22 protein-coding genes are annotated in these 23,185 nt (G+C 54.4%); 9 read left to right on the plus strand and 13 right to left on the minus strand.

Annotated features, from left to right (window positions below):
* The first annotated feature begins 16 nt into the window (after positions 1–16).
* Positions 17–2,182: a DNA helicase II gene (gene uvrD, locus SIC19_RS11970; RefSeq protein ID WP_075195642.1), complete on the plus strand. Its 2,166-nt coding sequence runs from the start codon at positions 17–19 to the stop codon at positions 2,180–2,182.
* 184 nt (positions 2,183–2,366) lie between these two features.
* Here the strand turns inward: uvrD and SIC19_RS11975 are convergent, their stop codons facing one another.
* From SIC19_RS11975 to arsH, 8 genes are all read right to left on the minus strand, one after another.
* Positions 2,367–2,654: a hypothetical protein gene (locus SIC19_RS11975; RefSeq protein WP_075195643.1), complete on the minus strand. Its 288-nt coding sequence runs from the start codon at positions 2,652–2,654 to the stop codon at positions 2,367–2,369.
* A complete protein-coding gene (locus SIC19_RS11980; protein ID WP_075195644.1) occupies positions 2,647–3,276 on the minus strand; it encodes a nucleotidyltransferase domain-containing protein in 630 nt (209 codons plus the stop codon). The genes SIC19_RS11975 and SIC19_RS11980 overlap by 8 nt, the downstream gene beginning before the upstream one ends.
* The gene (locus SIC19_RS11985) at positions 3,276–4,094 is read right to left on the minus strand and encodes a pentapeptide repeat-containing protein (RefSeq protein WP_075195645.1); all 819 of its coding nucleotides are present in this window, start codon (positions 4,092–4,094) and stop codon (positions 3,276–3,278) included. The genes SIC19_RS11980 and SIC19_RS11985 overlap by 1 nt, the downstream gene beginning before the upstream one ends.
* A 90-nt stretch (positions 4,095–4,184) precedes the next feature.
* Complete coding sequence (locus SIC19_RS11990) at positions 4,185–5,429, minus strand: hypothetical protein (RefSeq protein ID WP_127401929.1); 1,245 nt, start codon at positions 5,427–5,429, stop codon at positions 4,185–4,187.
* 515 nt (positions 5,430–5,944) lie between these two features.
* Positions 5,945–6,676 carry a hypothetical protein gene (locus SIC19_RS11995; RefSeq protein WP_127401928.1) on the minus strand — a complete coding sequence of 244 codons (732 nt, stop codon included), beginning with the start codon at positions 6,674–6,676 and terminating at the stop codon, positions 5,945–5,947.
* Positions 6,677–7,112: 436 nt separating this feature from the next.
* Entirely contained in the window at positions 7,113–8,270 is a 1,158-nt protein-coding gene (locus tag SIC19_RS12000; RefSeq protein WP_127401927.1) for an EAL domain-containing protein, read from the minus strand.
* Positions 8,271–8,563: 293 nt separating this feature from the next.
* Positions 8,564–9,631, minus strand: a complete 1,068-nt coding sequence (gene arsB / locus SIC19_RS12005) for an ACR3 family arsenite efflux transporter (RefSeq protein WP_075194174.1) — start codon at positions 9,629–9,631, stop codon at positions 8,564–8,566.
* A gap of 10 nt (positions 9,632–9,641) precedes the next feature.
* Positions 9,642–10,358, minus strand: a complete 717-nt coding sequence (gene arsH, locus SIC19_RS12010) for an arsenical resistance protein ArsH (protein WP_075194175.1) — start codon at positions 10,356–10,358, stop codon at positions 9,642–9,644.
* Positions 10,359–10,449: 91 nt separating this feature from the next.
* On the opposite strand from arsH, the gene SIC19_RS12015 reads away from it, so the two are divergent.
* The 3 genes from SIC19_RS12015 to arsJ are packed head-to-tail and all read left to right on the plus strand — an operon-like array spanning position 10,450 to position 13,442.
* On the plus strand, positions 10,450–11,214 hold the full coding sequence (locus tag SIC19_RS12015) for a metalloregulator ArsR/SmtB family transcription factor (protein ID WP_075194176.1): 765 nt from the start codon (positions 10,450–10,452) through the stop codon (positions 11,212–11,214).
* Between the two features lie 25 nt (positions 11,215–11,239).
* The gene (locus tag SIC19_RS12020; protein ID WP_036210688.1) at positions 11,240–12,244 is read left to right on the plus strand and encodes an ArsJ-associated glyceraldehyde-3-phosphate dehydrogenase; all 1,005 of its coding nucleotides are present in this window, start codon (positions 11,240–11,242) and stop codon (positions 12,242–12,244) included.
* A 1-nt stretch (position 12,245) separates the two neighbouring features.
* Positions 12,246–13,442 carry an organoarsenical effux MFS transporter ArsJ gene (gene arsJ / locus SIC19_RS12025; RefSeq protein WP_075194177.1) on the plus strand — a complete coding sequence of 399 codons (1,197 nt, stop codon included), beginning with the start codon at positions 12,246–12,248 and terminating at the stop codon, positions 13,440–13,442.
* Here the strand turns inward: arsJ and SIC19_RS12030 are convergent, their stop codons facing one another.
* On the minus strand, positions 13,443–13,847 hold the full coding sequence (locus tag SIC19_RS12030; RefSeq protein ID WP_036210694.1) for an acyl-CoA thioesterase: 405 nt from the start codon (positions 13,845–13,847) through the stop codon (positions 13,443–13,445). It lies immediately after the preceding gene.
* 195 nt (positions 13,848–14,042) lie between these two features.
* On the opposite strand from SIC19_RS12030, the gene SIC19_RS12035 reads away from it, so the two are divergent.
* The 5 genes from SIC19_RS12035 (at position 14,043) to phoU (ending at position 19,548) form a co-directional block, all read left to right on the plus strand.
* Positions 14,043–15,095 (plus strand): substrate-binding domain-containing protein, encoded by a 1,053-nt coding sequence (locus tag SIC19_RS12035; protein ID WP_036210697.1) that lies wholly within the window; start codon positions 14,043–14,045, stop codon positions 15,093–15,095.
* A gap of 142 nt (positions 15,096–15,237) precedes the next feature.
* Positions 15,238–16,626: a phosphate ABC transporter permease subunit PstC gene (pstC, locus tag SIC19_RS12040; protein WP_036210700.1), complete on the plus strand. Its 1,389-nt coding sequence runs from the start codon at positions 15,238–15,240 to the stop codon at positions 16,624–16,626.
* Entirely contained in the window at positions 16,619–17,893 is a 1,275-nt protein-coding gene (gene pstA, locus SIC19_RS12045; RefSeq protein WP_036210703.1) for a phosphate ABC transporter permease PstA, read from the plus strand. The genes pstC and pstA overlap by 8 nt, the downstream gene beginning before the upstream one ends.
* A gap of 11 nt (positions 17,894–17,904) precedes the next feature.
* Entirely contained in the window at positions 17,905–18,792 is an 888-nt protein-coding gene (gene pstB, locus SIC19_RS12050) for a phosphate ABC transporter ATP-binding protein PstB (RefSeq protein ID WP_036210707.1), read from the plus strand.
* Between the two features lie 33 nt (positions 18,793–18,825).
* Positions 18,826–19,548, plus strand: coding sequence for a phosphate signaling complex protein PhoU (gene phoU, locus SIC19_RS12055; protein WP_075194180.1), 723 nt, complete (start codon positions 18,826–18,828; stop codon positions 19,546–19,548).
* Between the two features lie 173 nt (positions 19,549–19,721).
* Here phoU and SIC19_RS12060 read toward each other — a convergent pair whose 3' ends face one another.
* The 4 genes from SIC19_RS12060 to SIC19_RS12075 all read right to left on the minus strand — a co-directional run bounded on the left by SIC19_RS12060 (position 19,722) and on the right by SIC19_RS12075 (position 23,060).
* Positions 19,722–20,087 (minus strand): histidine triad nucleotide-binding protein, encoded by a 366-nt coding sequence (locus tag SIC19_RS12060; RefSeq protein WP_412535519.1) that lies wholly within the window; start codon positions 20,085–20,087, stop codon positions 19,722–19,724.
* Positions 20,088–20,126: 39 nt separating this feature from the next.
* Positions 20,127–21,413, minus strand: coding sequence for an FAD-dependent monooxygenase (locus tag SIC19_RS12065; RefSeq protein WP_127401926.1), 1,287 nt, complete (start codon positions 21,411–21,413; stop codon positions 20,127–20,129).
* An 86-nt stretch (positions 21,414–21,499) separates the two neighbouring features.
* The gene (locus SIC19_RS12070) at positions 21,500–22,057 is read right to left on the minus strand and encodes an aminoacyl-tRNA deacylase (protein WP_075194182.1); all 558 of its coding nucleotides are present in this window, start codon (positions 22,055–22,057) and stop codon (positions 21,500–21,502) included.
* A gap of 169 nt (positions 22,058–22,226) precedes the next feature.
* Positions 22,227–23,060 (minus strand): mechanosensitive ion channel family protein, encoded by an 834-nt coding sequence (locus SIC19_RS12075; RefSeq protein ID WP_036210722.1) that lies wholly within the window; start codon positions 23,058–23,060, stop codon positions 22,227–22,229.
* Positions 23,061–23,185: the final 125 nt, after the last annotated feature.

The following is a 23,185-nucleotide window of genomic DNA, read 5'->3' on the forward strand; positions in this document are numbered from 1 at the left end:
TAGCGACCGGATCTCTATGGATGTCTCCCACATTATCGACGCCCTGAACGACGCCCAGCGCGAGGCTGTAACGGCCCAGAATGATCATTTGCTGGTGCTGGCAGGTGCGGGCAGTGGCAAAACCCGGGTGCTCGTGCACCGGATTGCCTGGCTCATGCAGGTGGACAAAGTACCGCCGACGGGCATCCTGGCGGTGACCTTCACCAACAAAGCGGCGAAGGAAATGCGCTACCGCATTGAGCAGATGATGAATATTCCGGCTCGGGGCCTCTGGTTTGGCACCTTTCACGGCATTGCCCACCGGTTGCTCCGGGCCCATTACCAGGACGCCGGCCTGCCAGAGAACTTCCAGGTGCTGGACAGCGACGACCAGCTGCGGCTGATCAAGCGCGTGATGCGTGAGCTGCAGATTGATGAAAGCCGCTGGCCGCCGAAGCAGGCCCAGTGGTTTATCAACGGCCAGAAAGACGAAGGGTTACGGGCGGAACACATCCAGGAAAATCCGGGCGATCATTTCACGGCCACAATGCTGACGGTTTACCGCCAGTACGAAAAGCTCTGCAACCTAAGCGGCTTGGTGGATTTTGGCGAGCTGTTGCTACGCTCCCACGAACTCTGGCTGTACCGTCCGGAACTACTGAGCCATTATCAGAGCCGTTTCCAGCAGATTCTGGTGGACGAATTTCAGGACACCAATACCATCCAGTACGCCTGGCTGCAGATCCTGGCCGGGAACCGGGTGCCGCTAACGGTGGTGGGCGACGACGACCAGTCCATCTACGGCTGGCGAGGCGCGAAAATCGAAAACATCCAGCAGTACCAGCGGGACTTTCCCAACGCCCGGATGGTGCGATTGGAACAGAATTACCGCTCCACTCAACTGATCCTGAAAGCCGCCAACGCGGTGATTGCCAACAACCAGGGCCGGTTGGGCAAGGAACTCTGGACCGACGGCCCGGATGGCGAGCCCATCAGTTTGTATGCGGCCTTCAACGAGCAGGACGAAGCCAACTACATCGCCGACACCATTGGTAGCTGGGTCAACGAGGGCAACCTGCGCAGCGAGTCGGCCATTCTTTACCGATCCAATGCCCAGTCCCGGGTGCTGGAAGAATCCCTGATCCGTCAGGGCATTCCCTACCGGGTCTACGGCGGTCTGCGATTCTACGACCGCCAGGAAATCCGCAACGCCATCGCCTACCTGCGACTGGTGCATTATCGTCGGGATGATGCAGCCTTCGAGCGCGTGGTGAACATTCCCGCTCGCGGTATCGGCGCCAAGAGCCTGGCGGACATGCGCGCGTTCGCCACTGAACGCAGTGTCTCCTTGTGGGAGTCTGCCGAGCGTTTGCTGGAAGCCGGCCAGGTCAAGGGCCGCGCCAAAACCGGTCTGCAATCCTTCATGGGCATCATCGAACGCCTGACGGAGATGGTGGACGATGCATCATTGCATGGTCTGATGAAGACAACCCTGGAGCTAAGTGGTCTCAAGGATTACCACGCCAGCGAAAAGGGTGAGAAGGGGCAGGCGCGGGTGGAGAACCTGGAAGAACTGGTGAATGCCCTGTCGGATTATGAGGTGGAAGAGGGCGTTGATCCGCTGTCGGAATTCATCGCCCAGGCAGCGCTGGACGCCGGCGAGGCTCAGGCGGAAGCGAATGAGGACTGCGTGCAGCTTATGACCCTTCATTCCGCCAAGGGCCTGGAGTTTCCGCTGGTATTCCTGGCCGGTGTGGAGGAAGGCCTGTTTCCCCACAGTATGTCGTTGGAAGAACCGGGGCGGATGGAAGAAGAGCGGCGCCTGGCCTATGTGGGCATTACCCGGGCCATGCAAAAGCTGGTGCTCACTTACGCGGAGTCCCGCCGCTTGTACGGCCAGGAAAAATTCCACGCGTTGTCGCGGTTTGTTCGTGAGATTCCCGGTGACTGCATCCAGGAAGTGCGGCTGCGGAATACGGTCAGCCGCCCGGCCATGATGGCCCGGCCCAATGAGGGCCTGTTCAGCCAGGAACCTGACGTTGGCACGGGTTTCAGCCTGGGCCAGCGGGTACGCCATCCCAAGTTTGGTGAAGGTATCGTGATGAACTCCGAGGGTTCTGGTCACCATACCCGGGTGCAGGTGAACTTTGATGAGGGGGCCAAGTGGTTGGTTTTGGCCTATGCGCCGTTGGAGGCCTGCTGAGATCGGGAGTCGGCGTTGTTTGACAAAGCTGATAGTTCGGGAGTTGGCCCAGGCATGGGGCGGCCTTTTCAGAAAAGCGCTCGAGCCATTTTTGGTCGCAAAGCGAACATTCAGATGATGCGATGACGGCTGGAATTGCGGCTTACCGAAGCGCAACGTAGGTGCGTCCGACAACAGCCACTGGTTATACCGCATCCGCAAGTGCGGCAACGGCTGCAATAATTTTATCCCTTCTCAGCTCGTATTCACTACTCACTGGCTCTTGGCTACGAGTAGCCATAAAAAAAAGCTCCGATGAGATATTCTTCAGTAAGTTAACCACGCTAGAAGATGGCCCAAGTCGGTTATTCACCGCCCAACGGTCAATCGCACTGGAGGACAGTCCGAAGAGCTTTTCATCAAGATCCAGTCTTGAGTTGACCATGTCCAGAACATGTCTTTGAGTCGCCATTCGGCTAACAAACTCATCCATTTAAATTTACCTCATGGCATAGTTCTTCGATCCAAGATCGGCAGCGCTTCAACTCCGGCAATAGAATCGCCAGATCGATATCACCAATACTGTCCCCGGCACCTCTCGTGGAAAGCAGTCGGGCCTGCATTAGCAAAGAGTAAACATTCTCATCAATATCCAGACTTCTTGGGCCAAGCCTTCTCGCCGAATCCCTTCCGAAGGTTGGGCTGTCCGTCCTCGAAAGCGAATAACAGGTTGCGATATTTCGCAAAGCTAGAAAAATCGTTGAAAGTTCAAACACGAGACTCGGCGTGCCTTTCTGGACAGACTGGAATGAGGACTCAAATACATCTCGAAATTTCAAGCAATCGGCTACCGCTCCCGAGTATCTAGACGGCGACCCCAAGCTTCTAAGAAAGTCAGTCCCGTCAGCGGCGTAAATCAGGCGGCTCTCAAGAGACAGATGCCAGGCGAATGCATTACCCGCTTCCCAGAGTTCAAGCATTCTCGCATACGAATAAATCGAAAACTTCTCAGGATCAAGGCGAGAATCCCGGCCTTCCACAAGCGCCAGCAGGTCGACATCTGAGTCAACAGAAATATCACCGCGACAGATTGAGCCAAAAGCGTAGATATGCATTATCGACGACTAAAACGTTTAACTAGAATCGACACCAAGCAGGCAAGCATTACATACCTCAAAGCCGCGATACCTGCTAATAGCAGGCCTGAAAACCCATCTGGCCTAGCGACGCCAAGGAATACTTGCGGAGCATTTTTTACTGCCTCAACGTAACTGTTCAGTGAGGCTGGATCCTTTAAGAAATAAACCTCGCCTAGTGCAATAGCTAATATTACCAAAAGCAATGTTCTAAGCAGCTTTATGAAGCTTTCACCATTCCCCCAAAACGCATCAAGCAATACAAAATCAAACCATTCTAAGAAAGCCTTAATTCGCGTTACACCTGGATAATGCTTTCGGTAATAGGCCTCACGAGACCGCCAAGCTTTATACAAATGAACACGGCCGGCCTCGAGCTCAATTCTAATTGCCTTGTTTGCAGCAACTGAATTTCCAATTTGATGAAAATTCACCCTAAGCATTCTGGCAAATTTCTGCTGAAGGTTTTCCTGTCCGGGGCATCCTGTATCAAGAATCTCGGGCTCTACTTGCGTTTGGGAAAACTCTGCGTAATCAAACACGCAGCCCTCAAATTTGCTACCTCTTAGGTTTGAATTAGTGAACTTGCACCCAACAAATTTGCAAGAATCAAAAATACACTTATGCAAGTATGCTGAGTCAAACTGCGAGTAGCTAAAATCACAATCTGTGAAGCGTTTCTTCTTGGCAACCAAACGTTCAAATTGTTTATTTTTCAGGTTTACGCCTTTAAGGTCATGGGCGATAGCTTGGTCTGAGATAATTTCCCTGCCCGTTGGGCGAAAGTGATCATTCATGCCGTAAGACTCATCCTTCATACGGTGTAACGTTGGAACTGTGCAGCGCAGACGAAGCGCAGCGTAGTTTGCGTCCTAACCAGCGACTTGTTACGCATCGGCTGGCCAGCCTTCATTTAGCTGAAAGGCTTCCCTCATGGAGAGCCCCTCGTACCATTTAATTTGGTCTTCCTCGACGCAGGCATGAGGGAAGCATTTCAAAGAAGCAGGTGCGCAATGAACTGCCCATGGATTGAAATACAATGTACTGCTCCTGTTTGCCAAAGCAGAGGCATGTAAGTCATTGAATATCCAAACCGCGCTTACACGCGTGTAGATGGGACCACTTTTACCCAGCCAGACACCGTTGGGCGCTCTCCTCATCTCAGGCTCTGCTTTTGATCCGGGTTTGACTATGTATTGCTCTTGTCCAAAAAGAGCCTGGAGCTCGTCGATACGGTCCAAGTCAAAAGAATCCAGATTGATTGCAACGACCAATGGCTTTTCTAGCTGACCGTATTTGCTTCCTTTGGCCCTCACGGCATCTCTAATTGGACTCCACGCATCAACCCAACCTCCCCCAATTCCACTACAGCCAACCAAATTACCGCTCATGCCCCGACGCTCAGGAGAGATTGGATTGGGCCGAACTTGTAGGTCCCACCCATCATGACTCCAAGTAAAGGGCTCTAGCGAATCGAATCCGCTCTCTGAAATTTCTTGCGCGACTACATCCGGATCAAGCCTATCGAGCCAGTTGTGAATTGCCTTTACTAGCTTCTTTCCACTAGGTGGACTTTTAGGACTCCCATCGTCAGTAATTACGATCATGAAATTTTGATGAGGACAAGCTGATAACGTGTCTAGGACAGCTCCTCTACGGGCTTCACCACCTCTATCCAGCTCATTATTCTCTGATGCCAATCTGGCCTCTAAGTAAAATTCGCGACCTGTTTTGTCTTTCACCAAAAAATCAGGTCTAAAAGAGCTACCATTCGGTAGTTTAGGGTGGGGAGTAAGCTCAAAGCCCTGACTTATTAGTGCTTCATGCAAAAAAAGCTCAAATGATGCTGATCTAAAGTGAACATCGTCACCTGACCGCAGTCGACTAGCCAAGTCATTCAGTTCTTTAGCAGGATATCTTGAAGCGAAACATTCCAATAAGCCTCTGACTTGTTCCATTGCAGGCCGAGAGGATCGATTGTAAAAAGCAAAATCAGTTTCAAGATTTTTTTTCGGGGAGCTATCAGTTCGCTGAATATTGTCGAAAATCGGAACACGACGACTTCTTCCAATAGCGAGCGCTAGAATTTCCCGCAGCGCTTTTGTCCTTCTTTTCTTTTTTACTATTCCCATATCGACCCGATACAAGTATGTGCGTAACAGCGACTAGGCCAAGTACTTTATCATTGCAGAATTTTGACTACGTCATTATCACTGACTTTGAACCATCAATCGCGCTGAGCACGAATGATAAAACAATAGCTTAGCCGAGCGTGACCATCTTCGCCATGCAATCATTCGGCGTTTGCAATATGCTCCGCCAATCATACTGGATGAAATGGATCAGATTAGCTTCTAGGCTCCGGAGAAGAGCCCTGGCTCGAATGTTCGCTTTTGTTTGGAGCTTGGGAAGCTCGGCTTGGTCCAAAAGCAGACATTCGATAATTGGCCAGAGGCAGTCTCTTTTGATGCATAAGAACTGGTCGTGAAGCCATAAAATTGCAGCCTCATTGGAGCGAACCTTTTTAACGGGCTGAGATGGGTTACTTAGGGTGGCCTCGATAGTGCTGCAAAGATCACAGTGTTCGCTTTACCTGTCGATTAAGCCGCCGCCTGGAAAGGAGCCCATAGGAACACTAACGGTGCGCTCATGGAGTTCGATGGATTTCACGAGTCGATATGTCAAGATGCAACGGTGCTTCTGGGGGATCTAGATCTCTCATTGGTGGTTCTAAGTCTTCGATATCTATAATGTGAGGAAACTCTGGATCGCAACTGCTACCTTTGTTTTCGCATGCCTCGATTCGTGACTTAGCTTCTTCGAGTTGGCTTTTGTACCTGACCAGACGCTCAATGTTCCGCTGAACACGCTCCTGGTCCTGACGTGACAGATCAGTCAGCCTCAGAACCTCATGGCACGTCGGGTTACTGCACCCTGAAAGTCTGCGCAATAAGGATTCACCGCCTTGATCGCTAAAGGCGATGCTTGCAGTTCCAAAGTAGAATGACGCCTGTCGAAAGTGGTTTATTGCGGTGTCGATATAATCAACTGCGATCTTGCATTTTTCGATGGTGCCCTGAATCCTGGCAATCTGGACAAAACACGACAACAAGCCTGAAGAGCACGAAGTGATCAGCCGACTTCCTCTAGCGGCACATGAGCCGCCTTCAACGATCCCTTTTTTACTTGCCTCCCAACCTCGTTCTTCAGCTTGGCTACCATTTTGTCGAGTGCCTCTGATGTCCTGTAAGCTTTGTTGGCATGCTTCGCGGAGTTGTTGAGCTTCATCAGCGGAGCACTCAGCCGCAATTACGTGCGTCGTGGCGACGAGAATCACTAACGCTAGAAGAATTTGCCTAGTGAGGTCCATGTCGTTCACCGATTTCCTAGGAGCTATATTTGAATATATTCAGAGTTGAGATAGTTCAGCTCACCCCGCCTCATAGTGTAAACATCCGTGTTCTAGTTGCACCACTGATTTGATCTTTCTTCCCGTTTGGATTTCGCCGTATTCCCATGGTGTTGGGTTTTCTAGTGAAATTTCGGAGGAGGGTAATGGGCTCACGCGGCCCAGAAAAAGGTCCACTTTTGTTTAGCTGGACCTGGTCGCAAAGCGCACTTTCGGATTATGGTCAATGTCCGAGTAAGCCTTCGCCCAGGCAATACTGAATAGAAGCAAAAGCATTACGGTTTAGGCACACGGTTCACCGCCTTTTTAGATGTTTATTAGATAGTATCGGTCAAGCTCTCAATCCTTAGTTATCCGAACGTGTCTATTTAGGCGAGGGGAATCCAAGGCCGACAACAGTCACTTATTAGCTATCAACTGGCGATGCCATTAGTTGACAGCCAACGCTTTTTAATAGATCAATTTCAGTTTTATGCTCTGCACAATCAATACCCGAAACTATATTTAGACTATCGGTAAGACTGCATATTGCACGCAAGATTGTATATTCGTCGCTTTCATAACCTGCACCTTTCGAAAAAGACCTATCTATGAACAAATAGCTAAAATTTAAACGCTGTATATATGAAAGGCTACTATAGCCAGTGCCAAATTGAGAAACACCTATACTAAACCCTAAATCTCGAAGGGAAGCAGCCGTACGATAAATACCTTCATGATTATATGTGATAACTGTTTCAGGAAGTAAAATAACTAAATTACCGGGTGATATTTCGACATCTCTAGTCAGCGCCGTGAGAAATTGCGGAACAAAGAGCGTCTTGTGATATAAATAAGGTATTTCGATGAATAACTTTTGACCACTATCATTTGGCATTCCTATTTTCTTCCACACTGCTTTGTCTAGGTATTTTACTAGCAGAGTTTCCCCTTTATCATTCTCTATAAGGGAATTTAGAACGGAAGAAAAAGGAATTCCATTCACAGCATTAGGAGTAATGAATAGTCCTTCATCGTTTCCAGACAAGCAGCTTACTTTTTGTACGTTAACGCTTACGTTAGAGCGGCAAAGTACATCTTGATCGCTAAAATTTTTTTGATTGATTTTTTTAGCATCTGTTTCAAAGTTTCTTTTACTTTTTTCTGGAAATATTTTGTATAGCTCTTCTACGATTTCAGTTTGATTGTTTGACCACTTCAAATATCTCTTATCGTTAATTAGTGGATAAGCCTCTATTATTTTTCTCTCTATAACACCATCACCAACGACCAACGGCAGCACTTTGACAACGCCACTTGATGATTCCGTATTAACAACAGAGTTGAACTCTCTGTTAGGCCACCGTTTTTCCAGAAAGCTCTCACTTAAAACAACCACAACGTATTTTGAGTGAATTAGGCCCCAATTCACACGCTCAGTGATGCTATCACCCCATTTAATTTCTGCTTCGTCATACCATATGTTAAAGCCTTCTGACTCCAGCTTCTCGTAGAGAGGTCGGACAACATCGGGCTTGTCTTCACTAGCATGACAAATAAAAATGTCTTTCTGTTGAATACTCACGATATCCTTTCTTTGATAGCTCAATAGCAGTTAGGCCGCGCGCTTTATCATTGCAGAAACTGGACAGCGTCATTATTCCCGACTTTGGACCATCAATCGCGCTGCACAAAGATTGATAAAACAAAAGCTTAGTCGAGCATGGCCACCTTCGCCATAAAATCATTGACCGTCTGCAATGGCTCCGTCAATGATGCTCGATGACATCGCTTTTTCTTAGCTTGGAGCCTCTGGAGGGAAGCCCTGACTCAAATGTTCGCTTTTGTTTAAAAGTGGACCTATTGAGCGGCCCAAAACTAGGCCGGAAACCGCCCCCGGGTTTGATTGGCAATTCGAACGAGAACTAGCATCAACGGAACCTCAACCAGAACGCCAACCACAGTCGCTAGTGCCGCGCCCGATTGCAGGCCGAACAGCGCAATGGCCGCCGCGACTGCCAGCTCAAAGAAATTACTGGCACCAATCATGGCCCCGGGCGCAGCGATGCAGTGACGGACCTTCCATAAGCGGGCCCAGCCGTAGGCCAGGAAGAAAATCAGGAAAGTCTGCACAATCAGCGGCACGGCAATCAGCACGATATGCAGCGGGTTGTTCAGGATAACTTCGCCCTGGAACGCAAACAGCAGTACCAGGGTAACGATCAGCGCTGCCGGGGTGACCGGCCCCAGGCGTTTCATGAACACCTCGTCGTACCAGCCTTGCCCGCGCTTTGCGATCAGGGCGCGGCGAGTAAGGTAGCCGGCGGTCAGGGGAATGACAATGTACAGCACCACGGAGAGGATAACCGTGTTCCAGGGTACCTGAATGTCGGAAATGCCCAGCAGGAACACCACAACGGGCGCGAAGGCGAAGAGCATGATGATGTCGTTCAGGGACACCTGCACCAGGGTATAGGCGGCATCGCCTTTGGTGAGATAACTCCATACAAACACCATGGCGGTGCAGGGCGCCGCCCCCAGCAGGATGGCGCCGGCGAGATATTCGCTGGCCAGCTCTGGCGCAATCAGTGGCTCAAACACCACCATCAGGAAAGACCAGGCGATGGCGAACATGGTGAAGGGCTTGATCAGCCAGTTCACGATGGTGGTGATGGCCAGGCCTTTTGGCTCCTTGCGCACGCCCACCACTGCGCTGAAATCGATCTGGGCCATCATTGGGAAGATCATGGCCCAGATCAGAATGGCAATAGGGATCGACACCTGAGCGTATTCGAATCGGGACAGGGTTTCGGGAACCGTAGGTGCCAGTTGCCCAAGGGTCACGCCAGCGATGATCGCCAGCGCCACCCAGACCGACAGGTACTTCCCGAACAGATCCATGCCTCCGCCGGAGTCTTCGGTTGTGGTTTCTGCGTTGCTACTCATGACTTCTCTCTTACATGGACCGTTGATTGACGCGTTTTGAGACTTCAGCGGCGCTTTCCACCCGTTCGGAATAGCGGTCCGTCAGGTAGTCGCTGCGGTCCCGTATCAGCAGGGTGAATTTCACCAGCTCTTCCATGACATCCACGATGCGGTTGTAAAACGGGGACGGTTTCATCCGGTCATGAGCATCGAACTCCAGGTACGCCTTGGGTACCGACGACTGGTTGGGAATTGTCACCATCCGCATCCAGCGCCCCAACACGCGCAACTGATTCACCGCATTGAACGACTGGGAACCACCACACACCTGCATCACCGCCAGGGTCTTGCCCTGGGTAGGGCGTACGCCGCCGATGGATAGGGGAATCCAGTCGATCTGGGTTTTCATAATGCCAGTCATAGCGCCGTGGCGTTCCGGCGAGCACCACACCATGCCTTCCGACCACTGGGCCAGTTCCCGCAATTCCTGAACTTTTGGGTGCGAGGCGTCTTCAGCATCGGCAAGGGGTAGACCGCGGGGGTCGAATACGCGGGTTTCCGAACCCATGGCCTCCAGCAGCCGGGCAGCTTCCTCAACAGCTAACCGGCTGAATGACCGCTCCCGCAGTGAGCCGTACAGCAACAGTATCCTTGGACGATGTGAAGAAGGCGGAGTTGCAAAAACCTGTTCCTCAGTTGGTTTGCGGAACTGGTCAGGGTCGATATTGGGGAGGTCACGGGTGCTCATTGTAATGAAAGGGTCCTTTACTCGTTAAAATCTTCCGGATATTATGCAATAAAATAGATATGCATGAAAACGAATATATGGGAATTTGCATATGAAGCGCCGCGTTTTGTTCGTCTGTACCGCCAATAGTGCCCGGTCATTGATGGCGGAAGCCTTGCTAAGGGAACTGGCCGGTGACCAGTTTGAAGTGGCGAGTGCCGGAACCGAGCCTGACAAACCCCACCCAATGGCGTTGCAGGTGCTCTCAGAGTCGGGCTTTTCCGTCGATGGTTTGCAGAGTAAATCGCTGGCAGGCGTTGAAAGTGAGCATTGGGATTATGTGATTACCCTTTGTGAAAAAGCTGCCAACGAGTGTGGCAACGTCTGTCAGCCCGCCCAGCAAATCGCCTGGGACTTCCCGGACCCGGTGCCAAGCGGGCGCCATGCCACCTTCGCACTGACCCTCAAGGAAATCCGCGAGCGCATTGGCCTGTTTACTCTGGTGCACAGGAAAGAAACCGGTATGAAGCCGGTGAACTTTGACCCGGTGAAGGTATTCAAAGCGTTGGGTGACGAGCTTCGCCTGGCTGCGCTGATGCTGGTTCGGCAGGAAACGAAACTGTGTGTGTGTGAACTCACCGCCGCCCTTGATATTTCCCAGCCCAAGGCCAGCCGGCACCTGGCCACCCTGCGGGAGGCGGGCCTACTGGATGCAGAGCGTCAGGGGCAATGGATGTACTATTCCCTGAATCCCCGGATGCCCCAGTGGCTGTCGCGGGTTCTGGATGAAACTGCCGATAGCAATCCCGCCCTGATCACTGAGGAACTTGAGCGCCTTTCTGTCATGCCAGACAGGCCGGTTGTGCGGTGTATTTAATGGATAACGCTTTCTGGAGCACATCATGAGCAAGATCAAAGTCGGAATAAATGGATTCGGTCGAATCGGTCGCCTGGCCCTGCGGGCAGCGTGGCAGTGGCCGGAGATGGAATTCGTAGCGATCAACGATCCGGGCGCCGATGCCGAGACGCTGGCACATCTGCTGAACTTCGACAGTATTCATGGCCGCTGGGACCACGAAGTGGGTGTGGACGGCGACAGTATCGTTATCGAGGGTAAATCGGTTCGCGTCACCCGCAATAAAACCATTGGGGAGACCGACTGGTCCGGCTGCGATCTGGTGATTGAAGCCAGCGGCAAAATGAAAAAGGTGGACGTGCTCCAGGCGTATCTCGATCAGGGCGTCAAGCGCGTGGTGGTGACCGCTCCTGTGAAAGAGGCTGGGGCCAAAAACATTGTGGTGGGCGTGAACGACGGCATTTTTGATCCGGCCAATGACCGCATTGTCACTGCTGCTTCCTGCACCACCAACTGCCTGGCGCCGGTGGTGAAGGTCATCCACGAGAAGCTGGGTATCAAGCATGGTTCCATCACGACGATCCATAGCCTGACCAACACTCAAACCATCATCGATGCGCCCCATAAGGACCTGCGGCGGGCCCGCGCCTGCGGCAGTTCACTGATTCCGACCAGCACCGGTTCCGCCACCGCGATTATCGAAATTTTTCCGGAGCTGAAGGGCCGTCTGGATGGCCATGCCGTGCGGGTGCCATTGACGAATGCCTCGCTGACCGACTGCGTATTCGAGGTGGAAACACCCACGGATCGCGATACCGTAAATCAGTTGTTAAAAGAGGCTGCTGAGGGCGATCTGAAAAACATTCTGGGCTACGAAGAGCGCCCGCTGGTGTCCATCGATTACCAAACCGACCCTCGTTCCTCCATTATTGATGCCCTCTCCACCATGGTGGTGAATGGTACCCAGGTGAAAATCTACGCCTGGTACGACAACGAATGGGGCTACGCCAACCGCACCGCAGAACTGGCGCGCCGGGTAGGTTCCGTCTGATATGACTGCTGCCATCCGACAGTACCTGGTCATCACCGGTAATTACTGGGCCTTCACCCTGACGGACGGGGCCTTGCGGATGCTGGTGGTGTTGCATTTCCATCAGCTCGGCTATTCACCGCTGGAAATTGCCCTGCTGTTCATTTTCTATGAGTTCTTCGGGGTGGTGACCAACCTGGTGGGTGGCTATTTGGGCGCTCGCATGGGGCTGAACCGCACCATGAATATCGGGCTGTTCCTTCAGATTGCCGCTCTTGCCATGCTGGCGGTGCCGGCGGCCATGCTGACGGTGCCTTGGGTGATGGCGGCTCAGGCCATCTCCGGTATCGCCAAAGACCTGAATAAGATGTCCGCCAAGAGCGGCATTAAGCTTCTGGTGCCAGATGAGCAGCAGGGCACTCTGTACAAATGGGTGGCCATCCTTACCGGATCGAAGAACACTCTGAAGGGCGTGGGCTTTTTCCTCGGCGGTGTGTTGCTGATGGCTGCTGGGTTCCAGGGCGCGGTCGTTATCATGGCGGTGGTTCTGGGACTGGTCTGGCTGGCCAGCCTGTTTCTGCTGGGACAGGATCTGGGCAAGAGCAAGGCAAAGCCGAAGTTTCGCGAAATTCTGTCCAAGAGCCGGGCCATCAACGTGCTGTCTGCTGCTCGAATGTTTCTGTTTGGCGCCCGGGATGTGTGGTTTGTAGTGGCTCTGCCGGTTTATCTGCACACCGTGTTTGGCTGGGATTTCTGGAAAGTGGGTGGCTTCATGGCCACCTGGGTGATTGGCTACGGCTTTATCCAGACCCTTGCGCCGCGTATTACCGGGAATATGGAAGGCCGGCAGCCCGCCATGATTTGGGCGGCGGCATTAGCGTTAATTCCAGCCGGTATTGCGGTTGGTCTTATGGTGGGCTGGTCGCCCCAGTTCGTGGTGATCGGCGGCCTGCTGCTATTCGGGGTACTGTTTGCCATCAACTCGTCGCTGCACAGTTACCTGATTGTCAGCTATGCGCGAGGGGATGGTGTCTCGCTGGATGTGGGTTTCTATTATATGTCGAATGCCGCCGGCCGCTTGCTGGGAACGATCCTGTCCGGCTGGGTTTATCAGGCCTACGGGCTGCAAGCCTGTTTGTGGATATCCGCGGGTCTGGTGGCAGCAGCGGCGATACTCTCGATGTTCTTACCGGAGAAGCGGCCAGTTCCTGCCACCTGATCAGGTGGCCTGGTCGGGAACTTCCCGGATGCGGCCATGCTCGTCGATGGCCACATAAATGAAGAGACCTTCGGTTACCTTGCGCGGGGCCTTGGCGGTGCGGTCCAGGGTCCAGACTTCAATGTTGATTTTCATGGAGCTGCGCCCCACTTCCACCAACTCACCGTAACAGCCAACCTGGGATCCCACCCGCAACGGCGAAAGAAACTCCATCCTGTCCATGGCCACAGTGGCGTTGCGGCCCTGTGAAATTCGCCCCGCGAGCGTTGCCGCAGCAATATCCATCTGTTTAACCAGCCAGCCGGCGAACACATCGCCGTTGGGGTTGGTGTCTGAGGGAAGAGGGATTACCTGGATTACCAGTTCGCCCCGGGGCGTGGGTTTGTCGTCATCAAGCGCCGTCATGGATTCAACCTTATCAGTTCGGAATTGTTTTAGTACCCCGCATGTTAGCGGCCTGCGCCGCGTCTGCAAGAAAAATTGAACGTCCTGTTCTATATTTCAATGGCTGTAACAAAGTTGTCATAGAGTGCCTTTATTGTTCACACATCGGTGAAGCAAACCCGTAAATAAAGTCAACGTGACAAATGGAGACTCAACGTGATCAAACTTAGAACAGCCCTTTCAACTGTGGCACTGGCCGGTAGCATTGCCGCCGTGTCGACTCCTGCCATGGCGCGCGACACCATCAGCATCGTCGGTTCCTCTACTGTTTATCCGTTCGCGACGGTTGTGGCTGAGCGCTTTGGTTCTTCAACTGACTTCCCGACTCCGAAGCTTGAGTCAACCGGTTCTGGTGGCGGCCTGAAGTTGTTCTGCGCCGGTATCGGCACCCAGCATCCGGACATCACCAATGCGTCACGTCGCATGAAGACGTCTGAGTACGATCTTTGCCAGAAAAACGGTGTAAAAGACATCACCGAATTCCGCATCGGTTCTGACGGCATCGTGATTGCCAGCTCGCAGAAAGCCGATAACCTGGACATCACCCTTGAGCAGCTTTTCCTGGCCCTGGGCAAGCAGGTTCCTTCACCGGACGATGAGACCAAGCTGGTTGATAACCCCTACGAAAAGTGGAGCGACATTGACTCCAGCCTGCCAAACGTTGCCATTCGTGTGATGGGACCGCCTCCCACCTCCGGTACCCGTGATTCTTTCAACGAGCTGGCCCTGCAGGGAGGCTGTGAAGATCTGCCAGCGGTTGCCGACATGAGCGAAGACGACATGGAAGGCGTGTGTCAGAGCGTTCGTGAAGATGGCGCGTTCATCGAAGCCGGCGAGAACGATAACCTGATCGTTCAGAAGTTGATCGACGACAAAGGCCTTTACGGTGTGTTCGGTTACAGCTTCCTGGAAGAGAACGCTGACCGTCTGCAGGCTGCAACGCTGAACGGCAAGGTACCGACGGCTGAAGCCATTGCGGCAGACGAATACCCGGTTGCCCGTTCACTGTTCTTCTACGTCAAGAAAGCCCACGTTGGTGTGGTTCCGGGTATCGCGGAATACGCCGAGTTCTTTGCGAGCCCGAGCGCCATGGGCAAGAATGGCTACCTGAAGGACGTTGGCCTGATCGTTCCTCCGCGCGACGCGCTGATGAAGCTGCAGGACAAGGCATCTGACATGCCTAACCTGGCCAAGGAAGAACTGATGTAAGCCAGTCGACAAGGTGTTGACTGACAAGGGTGCGGGTCTTTGAAAGGCTCGCGCCCTTTTGCACGTCTGGAAAGCGGCATGTGCGTCCTGTTTTCCGAATGATTACACTTGTGGTCCTTTTTAGCTTGTTACGGGAATTTTCATGCAACCGGCCAATCTGCTTTTACTGACCATCGTGCTGTCGATGGTTGCCTACGGCTTGGGCTATGCCCGATCGCGGTCACTGGCGATGCCGATGGGGGGCATTCGTCATCTCAAGTCCCTGCCCTTTTATTACGGGGCACGAGCGGCTTTGTGGTGCGGCATTCCCGCGCTGCTGGTGCTTGGGCTCTGGGCAGCGTTCCAGGGAAAAGTTATCCAGACCCTGGTTATTGGCTCCCTGCCACAGGAAATGTTGCCGGCGTCCGAGGGCGAGGCGAGTCTTCTGTTGAGCAAGATCAGCAACGTGGCCAGTGGTAGCCTGCCTCCGGGGTTTGCGGAAGCACCCATTGTTGAAGCTGCAGAGCGACTGAAGGCGCTGAGGGAACAGAGCCGGATGTTCATGACCACCCTGGTGGTGTCCGTCTCTGTGCTGGCGGGATTTTTGGGCTGGCTCCGGGTTCGCCCGGCACTGAACGCCCGGACACAAGTGGAGTCGATCCTGAAGTGGCTGTTTTTCGCCTGTGCCGCGCTGGCGATTCTGACCACCATCGGAATCATTTTCTCCGTGGCGTTTGAAACCTTCCGGTTCTTTCAGAAGATTCCGTTCACCGAGTTTATCTTCGGCTCCCAGTGGAGCCCGCAAACCGCATTACGAGCAGATCAGGTGGCAGCCCAGGGCGCCTTTGGCATGATCCCGCTGTTCACCGGCACGCTGCTGATTTCGGCGATTGCGATGCTGGTTGCGGTGCCGGTGGGATTGCTGTCGGCAATTTACCTCTCGGAGTACGCCAACAAGAAAGTGCGCGGTGTGGTCAAGCCGTTGCTTGAGATGCTGGCGGGTATCCCGACGGTGGTCTACGGCTTCTTTGCAGCACTTACCGTCGCGCCGTTCATCAGTAACTTCGCGGCCTCTCTGGGTATCGATGCGTCGTCCCAGAGTGCGCTCGCCGCTGGCGGGGTCATGGGCATCATGATCATTCCGTTTGTGTCTTCACTGTCGGACGACGTCATCAACGCGGTACCGCAAACCCTGCGTGACGGCTCCCTGGCTCTGGGCGCTACCCAGTCGGAAACCATGAAGAAGGTGATTTTCCCGGCGGCACTGCCGGGCATTATGGGCGGGGTGCTGCTGGCGGTCTCCCGGGCCATTGGTGAAACCATGATCGTAGTCATGGCCGCGGGCCTCGCGGCGAATCTGACGGCCAATCCACTGGAAACCGTCACCACGGTTACCGTACAGATTGTCACCCTGCTGACCGGCGACCAGGAATTCGACAGCGCCAAGACCCTGGCGGCCTTCGCCCTCGGCGCGATGCTCTTCCTCGCTACCCTGTTGCTGAATGTGGTGGCCCTGAAAATCGTTCGCAAATATCGGGAACAGTATGACTGATCAACGTTCACAGGCGGAGCTCGTCCGCCAGTCACTCAAACGGCGTTACCGCAAGGAGCGCCGGTTCCGGGCCTACGGCATACTGGCGATTGCGATTGCGCTTTCCGCCCTGGTGGTGCTGTTCGTCGACATTATTGGTAAAGGCTACACCGGCTTCACCAAAACCACGATCACCATGGAAGTCGAGCTCGATGGTGAAATGATGTACCTGGACGACGCCACGGACAAAAAGCAGATAAAGATGGCTGATTTTGTGGAGCCATTGGTGCAGGCGATGATCAAACAGGTGCCGGGTGCAACGGAAGAGAACAGGGATGCCGTCCGTGATCTGCTTAACCCCTACGCGTCCAATGAGCTACGTGACATGCTCGAGCAGAACCCCGAGTGGCTTGGAACCACTCAAACACTGACTGTTCTGGCTCATACCGACGTGGATGTCTACGTGAAGCATGCAGGTGACGACGCCTATTCCATCAAGCTCAGTGACCGGCAACAGCGCTGGGTGGATCAGCTGGTGGAAAATGAGGTTGTGCAGACGTCCTTCAACGATGTGTTCTTCAGCAGCGGCGATTCCCGTGATCCGTCCCGCGCCGGTATTCTTGGGGCGATCGTCGGGTCCTTGCTGACCATGCTGGTGACACTGGTGCTCTCGTTCCCCATCGGGGTTGCGGCTGCCATTTACCTGGAAGAGTTTGCACCCCAGAACAGGCTCACGGATTTCATTGAAGTGAACATCAATAACCTGGCTGCGGTGCCGTCGATTATCTTCGGTTTGCTGGGCCTGGCGGTGTTCATCAACCTGTTCGGCATGCCTAGATCGGTGCCGGTGGTGGGCGGTCTCGTACTGACGCTGATGACCCTGCCAACCATCATCATTTCCAGCCGGGCGGCCATTAAAAGCGTACCGCCGTCAATCCGGGAGGCTGCCGAAGGTATTGGTGCCTCCAAAATGCAGGTGGTGTTACACCATGTATTGCCGCTGGCCATGCCGGGAATGCTGACCGGTTCCATTATCGGCATGGCGCAGGCACTGGGCGAGACCGCCCCCCTGTTGCTGATCGGGATGGTGGCGTTCATCGTTGATGTTCCGGACGGCTTTTTCGATTCGGCGACGGTACTCCCGGTCCAGGTCTTCCTGTGGGCGGGCAGCCCGGAGCTCGCCTTTATAGAACGTGCGTCAGCAGCCATCATGGTATTGCTGGCATTCCTGGTTAGCATGAACGCACTGGCCATTTGGCTTCGCAAGCGCCTTGAGCGTCGGTGGTAAGGAGATAAGCGATGAATACGATGAACCCAACGATTACCAAAGAAGCCGATCATCAAGAGGTTGAGGCGGTTGCTCCGGTGCGGGAGCAGCCCGAAGAAACGATCATTGAGGAAGGCAAAACGGTGGGAGAGCCTTTTGCCGACAATGCCAAATTCAAGCTTCGCGATGTCAATGTTTCCTACGGTGATACCCGGGCGATCAAGAACATCAGCCTGGATGTGGCGAAGAACGAGGTCATTGCCTTTATTGGACCTTCAGGGTGCGGCAAGTCCACGTTCCTGAGGTGTCTCAACCGGATGAATGACAGCATCGAAATCTGCAAGGTGACGGGGTCACTTCAGTTGGACGATCAGGACATCTATGACCGTCGCCGCGACGTAGTCGAATTGCGTGCGCGGGTGGGCATGGTTTTCCAGAAGCCAAACCCGTTCCCCAAGTCCATTTATGACAATGTGGCCTATGGCCCCCGGATTCATGGCCTGGCCAATCGAAAATCCGATCTTGATGACATCGTCGAGAACAGCCTGCGCAAGGCGGGGCTGTGGGGCGAGGTCAAGGACCGTCTGGATGCGACAGCCACCGGAATGTCGGGCGGCCAGCAGCAGCGCCTGTGCATTGCGCGCGCTATTGCGGTGAGCCCGGAGGTTATTCTGATGGACGAGCCTTGCTCCGCACTGGACCCCATTGCAACCGCGAGGGTGGAAGAGCTGATGGCGGAAATGTCGGAGAGCTACACCATCGTAATCGTGACCCACTCGATGCAACAGGCAGCCCGTGTATCGAATCGAACGGCGTATTTCCACCTGGGGCATCTGGTGGAAGTAAACGAAACCAACAAGGTGTTTACGTCGCCCGAGCACGAACTCACCGAATCCTATATCACCGGCCGTTTCGGTTAACGCCGGTATTGTTGAACACTGGAGAACACAGTCATGCCAGATAAAAAGGACGATGTTTACGGCGATCACATTTCGCACAAGTTCAATGACGAACTGATGGCCCTGAAGAGCGAGTTTCTTGAGATGGGCGGCCTGGTGGAGTCCCAGGTCGACCGTGCGATTACCTCACTGGTGGAAAATGATGGCCACCTGGCGGACGAGGTCCGTGCCACGGACAAGAAAGTCGATCAGATGGAAATCGACCTCGACGAGGAAGCAACCCTGATTATCGCCCGTCGCCAGCCCACCGCGCGTGATCTGCGGTTGGTGATTTCGGTGATCAAGATGGTGGCGGACCTGGAGCGGGTTGGTGACGAGGCCAAGAAAATCGCCAAGTTTGCCATCAAGCTGTCAGAGGAAGGTCAGGCGCCTCGTGGGTACGTGGAAGTGCGCCACATTGGCAATCATGTTCTTAGTATGTTGCACGATGCCCTGGACGCCTTTGCCCGTCTCGATTCTGAGCAGGCGCTGCGGATCATGAAGGAAGACAAGCGGGTAGACGAGGAATACCAGGCGGCCACGCGGACGTTGCTGACGTTCATGATGGAAGATACCCGTAACATTTCCCGCTGTATGTCGGTGATGTGGATTCTTCGCGCCTTGGAGCGGGTGGGGGATCACGCCTGTAACATTGCCGAGAATGTGATCTTCATGGTCAAGGGTGAGGATGTTCGGCATACGCCGGTGGAAGAGGCTGAGAAGGTCGTCGGGCGCTGAGTTCGTAGCCTTCTGGTTTGGGAGTATCCGCCGGACCGGGGTACTGTTCAGAACACGCCCGTAAATACGTCCTTGTAGGGCTCGGTCGCGCCATCCCTGGCGCTCCACGGTTCTGAACAGTACCCCGGTCCTGCTCGGCAATTCTCACAGATAAAGCCTGGGGGCCAAGGCGGTCAGGCTTGCTTCATCCGATCAGTATAAGGCGGCCAACCGAGCGGTTTGCCGGCCAGCAGGTGCAGGTGGATGTGGAACACCGTCTGCCCTGAGTTTTCGCCGCAGTTCATGACTGCCCGATAGCCATCGTCGGCAAAGCCCATCTCTTTCGCCAGCTTGGCGGCAACCCAGTACAAGTGGCCCACCAACTCCCGGTCTCCTTCCTCGATATCGTTGATCGTTGCGATTTCCTTTTTCGGGATAATCAGCAGGTGCACCGGTGCCTGTGGGTTAATGTCCTTGAACGCCAGGCTGATGTCGTCTTCGTAAACGATGTCCGCCGGGATTTCCCGGTTCATGATCTTGGTGAAAATGGTTTCCGCCATGATGATTCCCTGTTGATGAGTTGAGGCTTGTGAAACGCTTTACAGTTGCTTCATCCCCGGCAGCCGATCCGCCAGTTGTCGGATCAGCGGGGGTAGTTCGTCGTCGATGCCCATAGCGTATTTGGCCACCCGGTTTCTGGCAAATGGCATTGCTTTCGCGGCGCCCAGGCCCAGATTGCGCAACAAATGCAGAGGCGGCGTGCGGTTGCTGAACAGGTGGTAGAACACGTCCATCGCCATCATCATACGGCGGTTGGCCGGGCGGCGTTGTTGCTCGTACTTGGCCAGCCACGCCGGATCGGCCAGGTCGCAGCCTGCGCGTTTGGCCTCGCGGATGACGGTCTGCAGGCAGAGGGCGTCCTGGAAGCCCAGGTTGACGCCCTGGCCTGCCAGTGGGTTGATTGTGTGGGCAGCATCGCCCGCCAGCACGACACGATTGTTCACATAGGTTTTGGCGTGCTGGCGGGCAATCGGGAAGCTGGCTTTGGCTTCAATGTGCGTCAGCAGAGGTAATTCCGGCGGGAAGGCGTTCTGTATTTCTGCCATCAACGCACGGTCGTCCAGCGATTTCAGGCGCGCTAGTTGCTCCGGCGAGTCATACCAAACCAGAGAGGCCCAGCTTTCGCCATTGCCCGCGGAATGCAGCGGCAGGAAAGCTCGTGGGCCGGACGGGTAGAAGCCCTGCCAGGTGATGTCCTCAACCGCGCCCTGGTAGCGAACCGAAATGACCATTGCCTGTTGCTGGTACTGGTCCCGGGTTACGCCGATGCCCGCCAGTTCCCGGACGCCGGATGCCGCGCCATCGGCGCCCACCACCAATTGGCACTCGAGTTCGGTGCCGTCCTCCAGGGTCACAGCAGCGTGGTTGTTGCCGTTTTCGAGGTGACTGACGGCGTTGTCGGGAAACAGGGAAACCGAGTGCAGAGCCGCGGCGCTGTTCCACAACGCCTGCTGGGTAATGCGATTCTCCACGATATGCCCCAGGTGTCGGGCGGACAGATTGCTGGCGTCAAACACCACATCGGCGACCTTGCGGGGCAGCAGGTTGCTGAGTGGGTGGCGGGTCTCGTCCCATACCGCCAGGCGGGCGTAGGGTGTGGCACGCATGGCGAGCATGCTGGGCCAGACGTCAAGATCGTTGAGGTAGCGCTCACTGCCGGCGCTGAGGGCTGACACGCGGATGTCTGGAGGCAGCGAGGGATCGAATTCGGGGGCGGAGCCACGGTCAACCAGGGCCACGCGGAAGCCACTGCGGCCAAGTCCGGTCGCGAGGGCAGCACCGACCATGCCGGCACCGACAATCACAATATCAAAGGCTTGAGTCATAACGGGTTCCTGTCTGGTACGCCCAGTTTACGCGATGGGCGCATCCAGACAAGCCGTCCGGATCAAGCCTGGGCCGGTTTTTGGTGTCAGTAACCGGCCAGGTTGGCGGTGGGGCTGCCGGTCAGGGACTCAGCCCTGCGGGCGCGGCCCTTGAGCCAGGCTGGCTTTTGCGCGCCTGGTTTTACAAATCCCTGCTCCAGCACCATCGGATGCACGAGTTCCAGGAAATCTGACGTTTTCATGTGGATGGATTCGGTGTGGCTGCCAGCGGCAAAGGCGAGTTCCGGTTGCCGGGTCAGAGCCTCTGCGCAATACACGGACATATCAAACAGGTTGCCGAATGGCGGCATGGCGCCCACTTCGCACTCGGGGAAGCGGTCCTGAAATTCCTGTTCGTCCGCAAGATCGACAAAATCGGTATCCAGGATGTGGGTCAGTCGGTCCCAACGGATACGCCAGGTAGCGGGCATGACCAGCATGGCCATTTTGCCATCCAGTTCAATAATGACGGTTTTCACCACCCGGTCGCCGGCGATTTTGACGTGATGGGCGAGTTGCTGGGCGGAAAACGCAGGGGGGTGAGACAGGCACATGTATTCCACGCCTGCCTGATCAAGGTATTCCTTCAACTGCTGTACCGGCATAGTGACAACCTCCTACCAGCAATGACAGCGGTACTGGAACCGGTGATATTCCTGAACCGGTTCCGGTGACTGGCGGTGACGCCGCTAATGCGACTGCACCGCCATTACTGGTCAGCTTAGTTGAGGCTGTACAGAATGCGAGTAACAGTGTGTGTTAATGAGATACCAATCACTCGGATTTGTAGACATGCACATCCCGCTGTGGGAACGGAATGGTAATGCCCTCGGCGTCGAACGCCTTCTTCACTTTCTCGTGCATGTCCCAGTAGTACGGCCAGAGGTCATCGGTGGCGACCCAGGCCCGGAACATCAGGTTAACGGAGTTGTCGCCAAGACTGCCCACGCAGATACGGGGTTCCGGATCCTTCAGTGAACGTTCGTCCTCGTCGAACAGGCGCTTCAGAATGGCCTTGGCCTTGTCGATGTCGTCGTCGTAGTGAATACCGAAAGTCATGTCACAGCGGCGCTTGTCGTAGATGCTGACGTTCACCAGGGTGGCGTTGGACAGGCTGCCGTTGGGAATGACGATGCGGCGGTTATCGAAGGTATTTACCACCGTGTAAAGAATCTGAATCTCCGCGACGGCACCCAGGTAGCCCTGAGCTTCGATGGTGTCACCGACTTTGAATGGCTTGAAGATCAGAATCAGTACGCCGCCGGCAAAGTTGGCCAGGCTACCCTGCAGCGCAAGGCCGATGGCAAGGCCAGCAGCACCAATAACAGCGATAAAGGACGTCGTAGCGATGCCGATCATCGACGCGACGGAGATCAGCAGCATCACCTTGAGGATGGCGCTTATCAGCCCACACAGAAATTTGTTGAGTGTCGGGTCTTTTGCACCCAGCTTTTTATCGAGAACCCCGATGCAACGATTGATCAGCCAGAGGCCGAGTACCAGCGTGATGATGGCCAGGACGACCTTTGGGGCGTAGGTCATGATCAACGAGAGTGCCTGGTCCCATAGCTCCGAGGCATTAATGTCGGTTCCCAGAAGATCTTCCATTCAGTGACTCCTTGTTCGGTAGTAGTGGCTTATTACTTTAAATATGACAGGGACAACGGCTGTTCAATTGATATTTGCCTGCGTTTTGTTATAGCAGAGGTTTGTGGCAAACGTACAACATGCGC

The organism is Marinobacter sp. MIT930201 (assembly GCF_047122665.1).
GTDB lineage: Bacteria > Pseudomonadota > Gammaproteobacteria > Pseudomonadales > Oleiphilaceae > Marinobacter > Marinobacter salarius.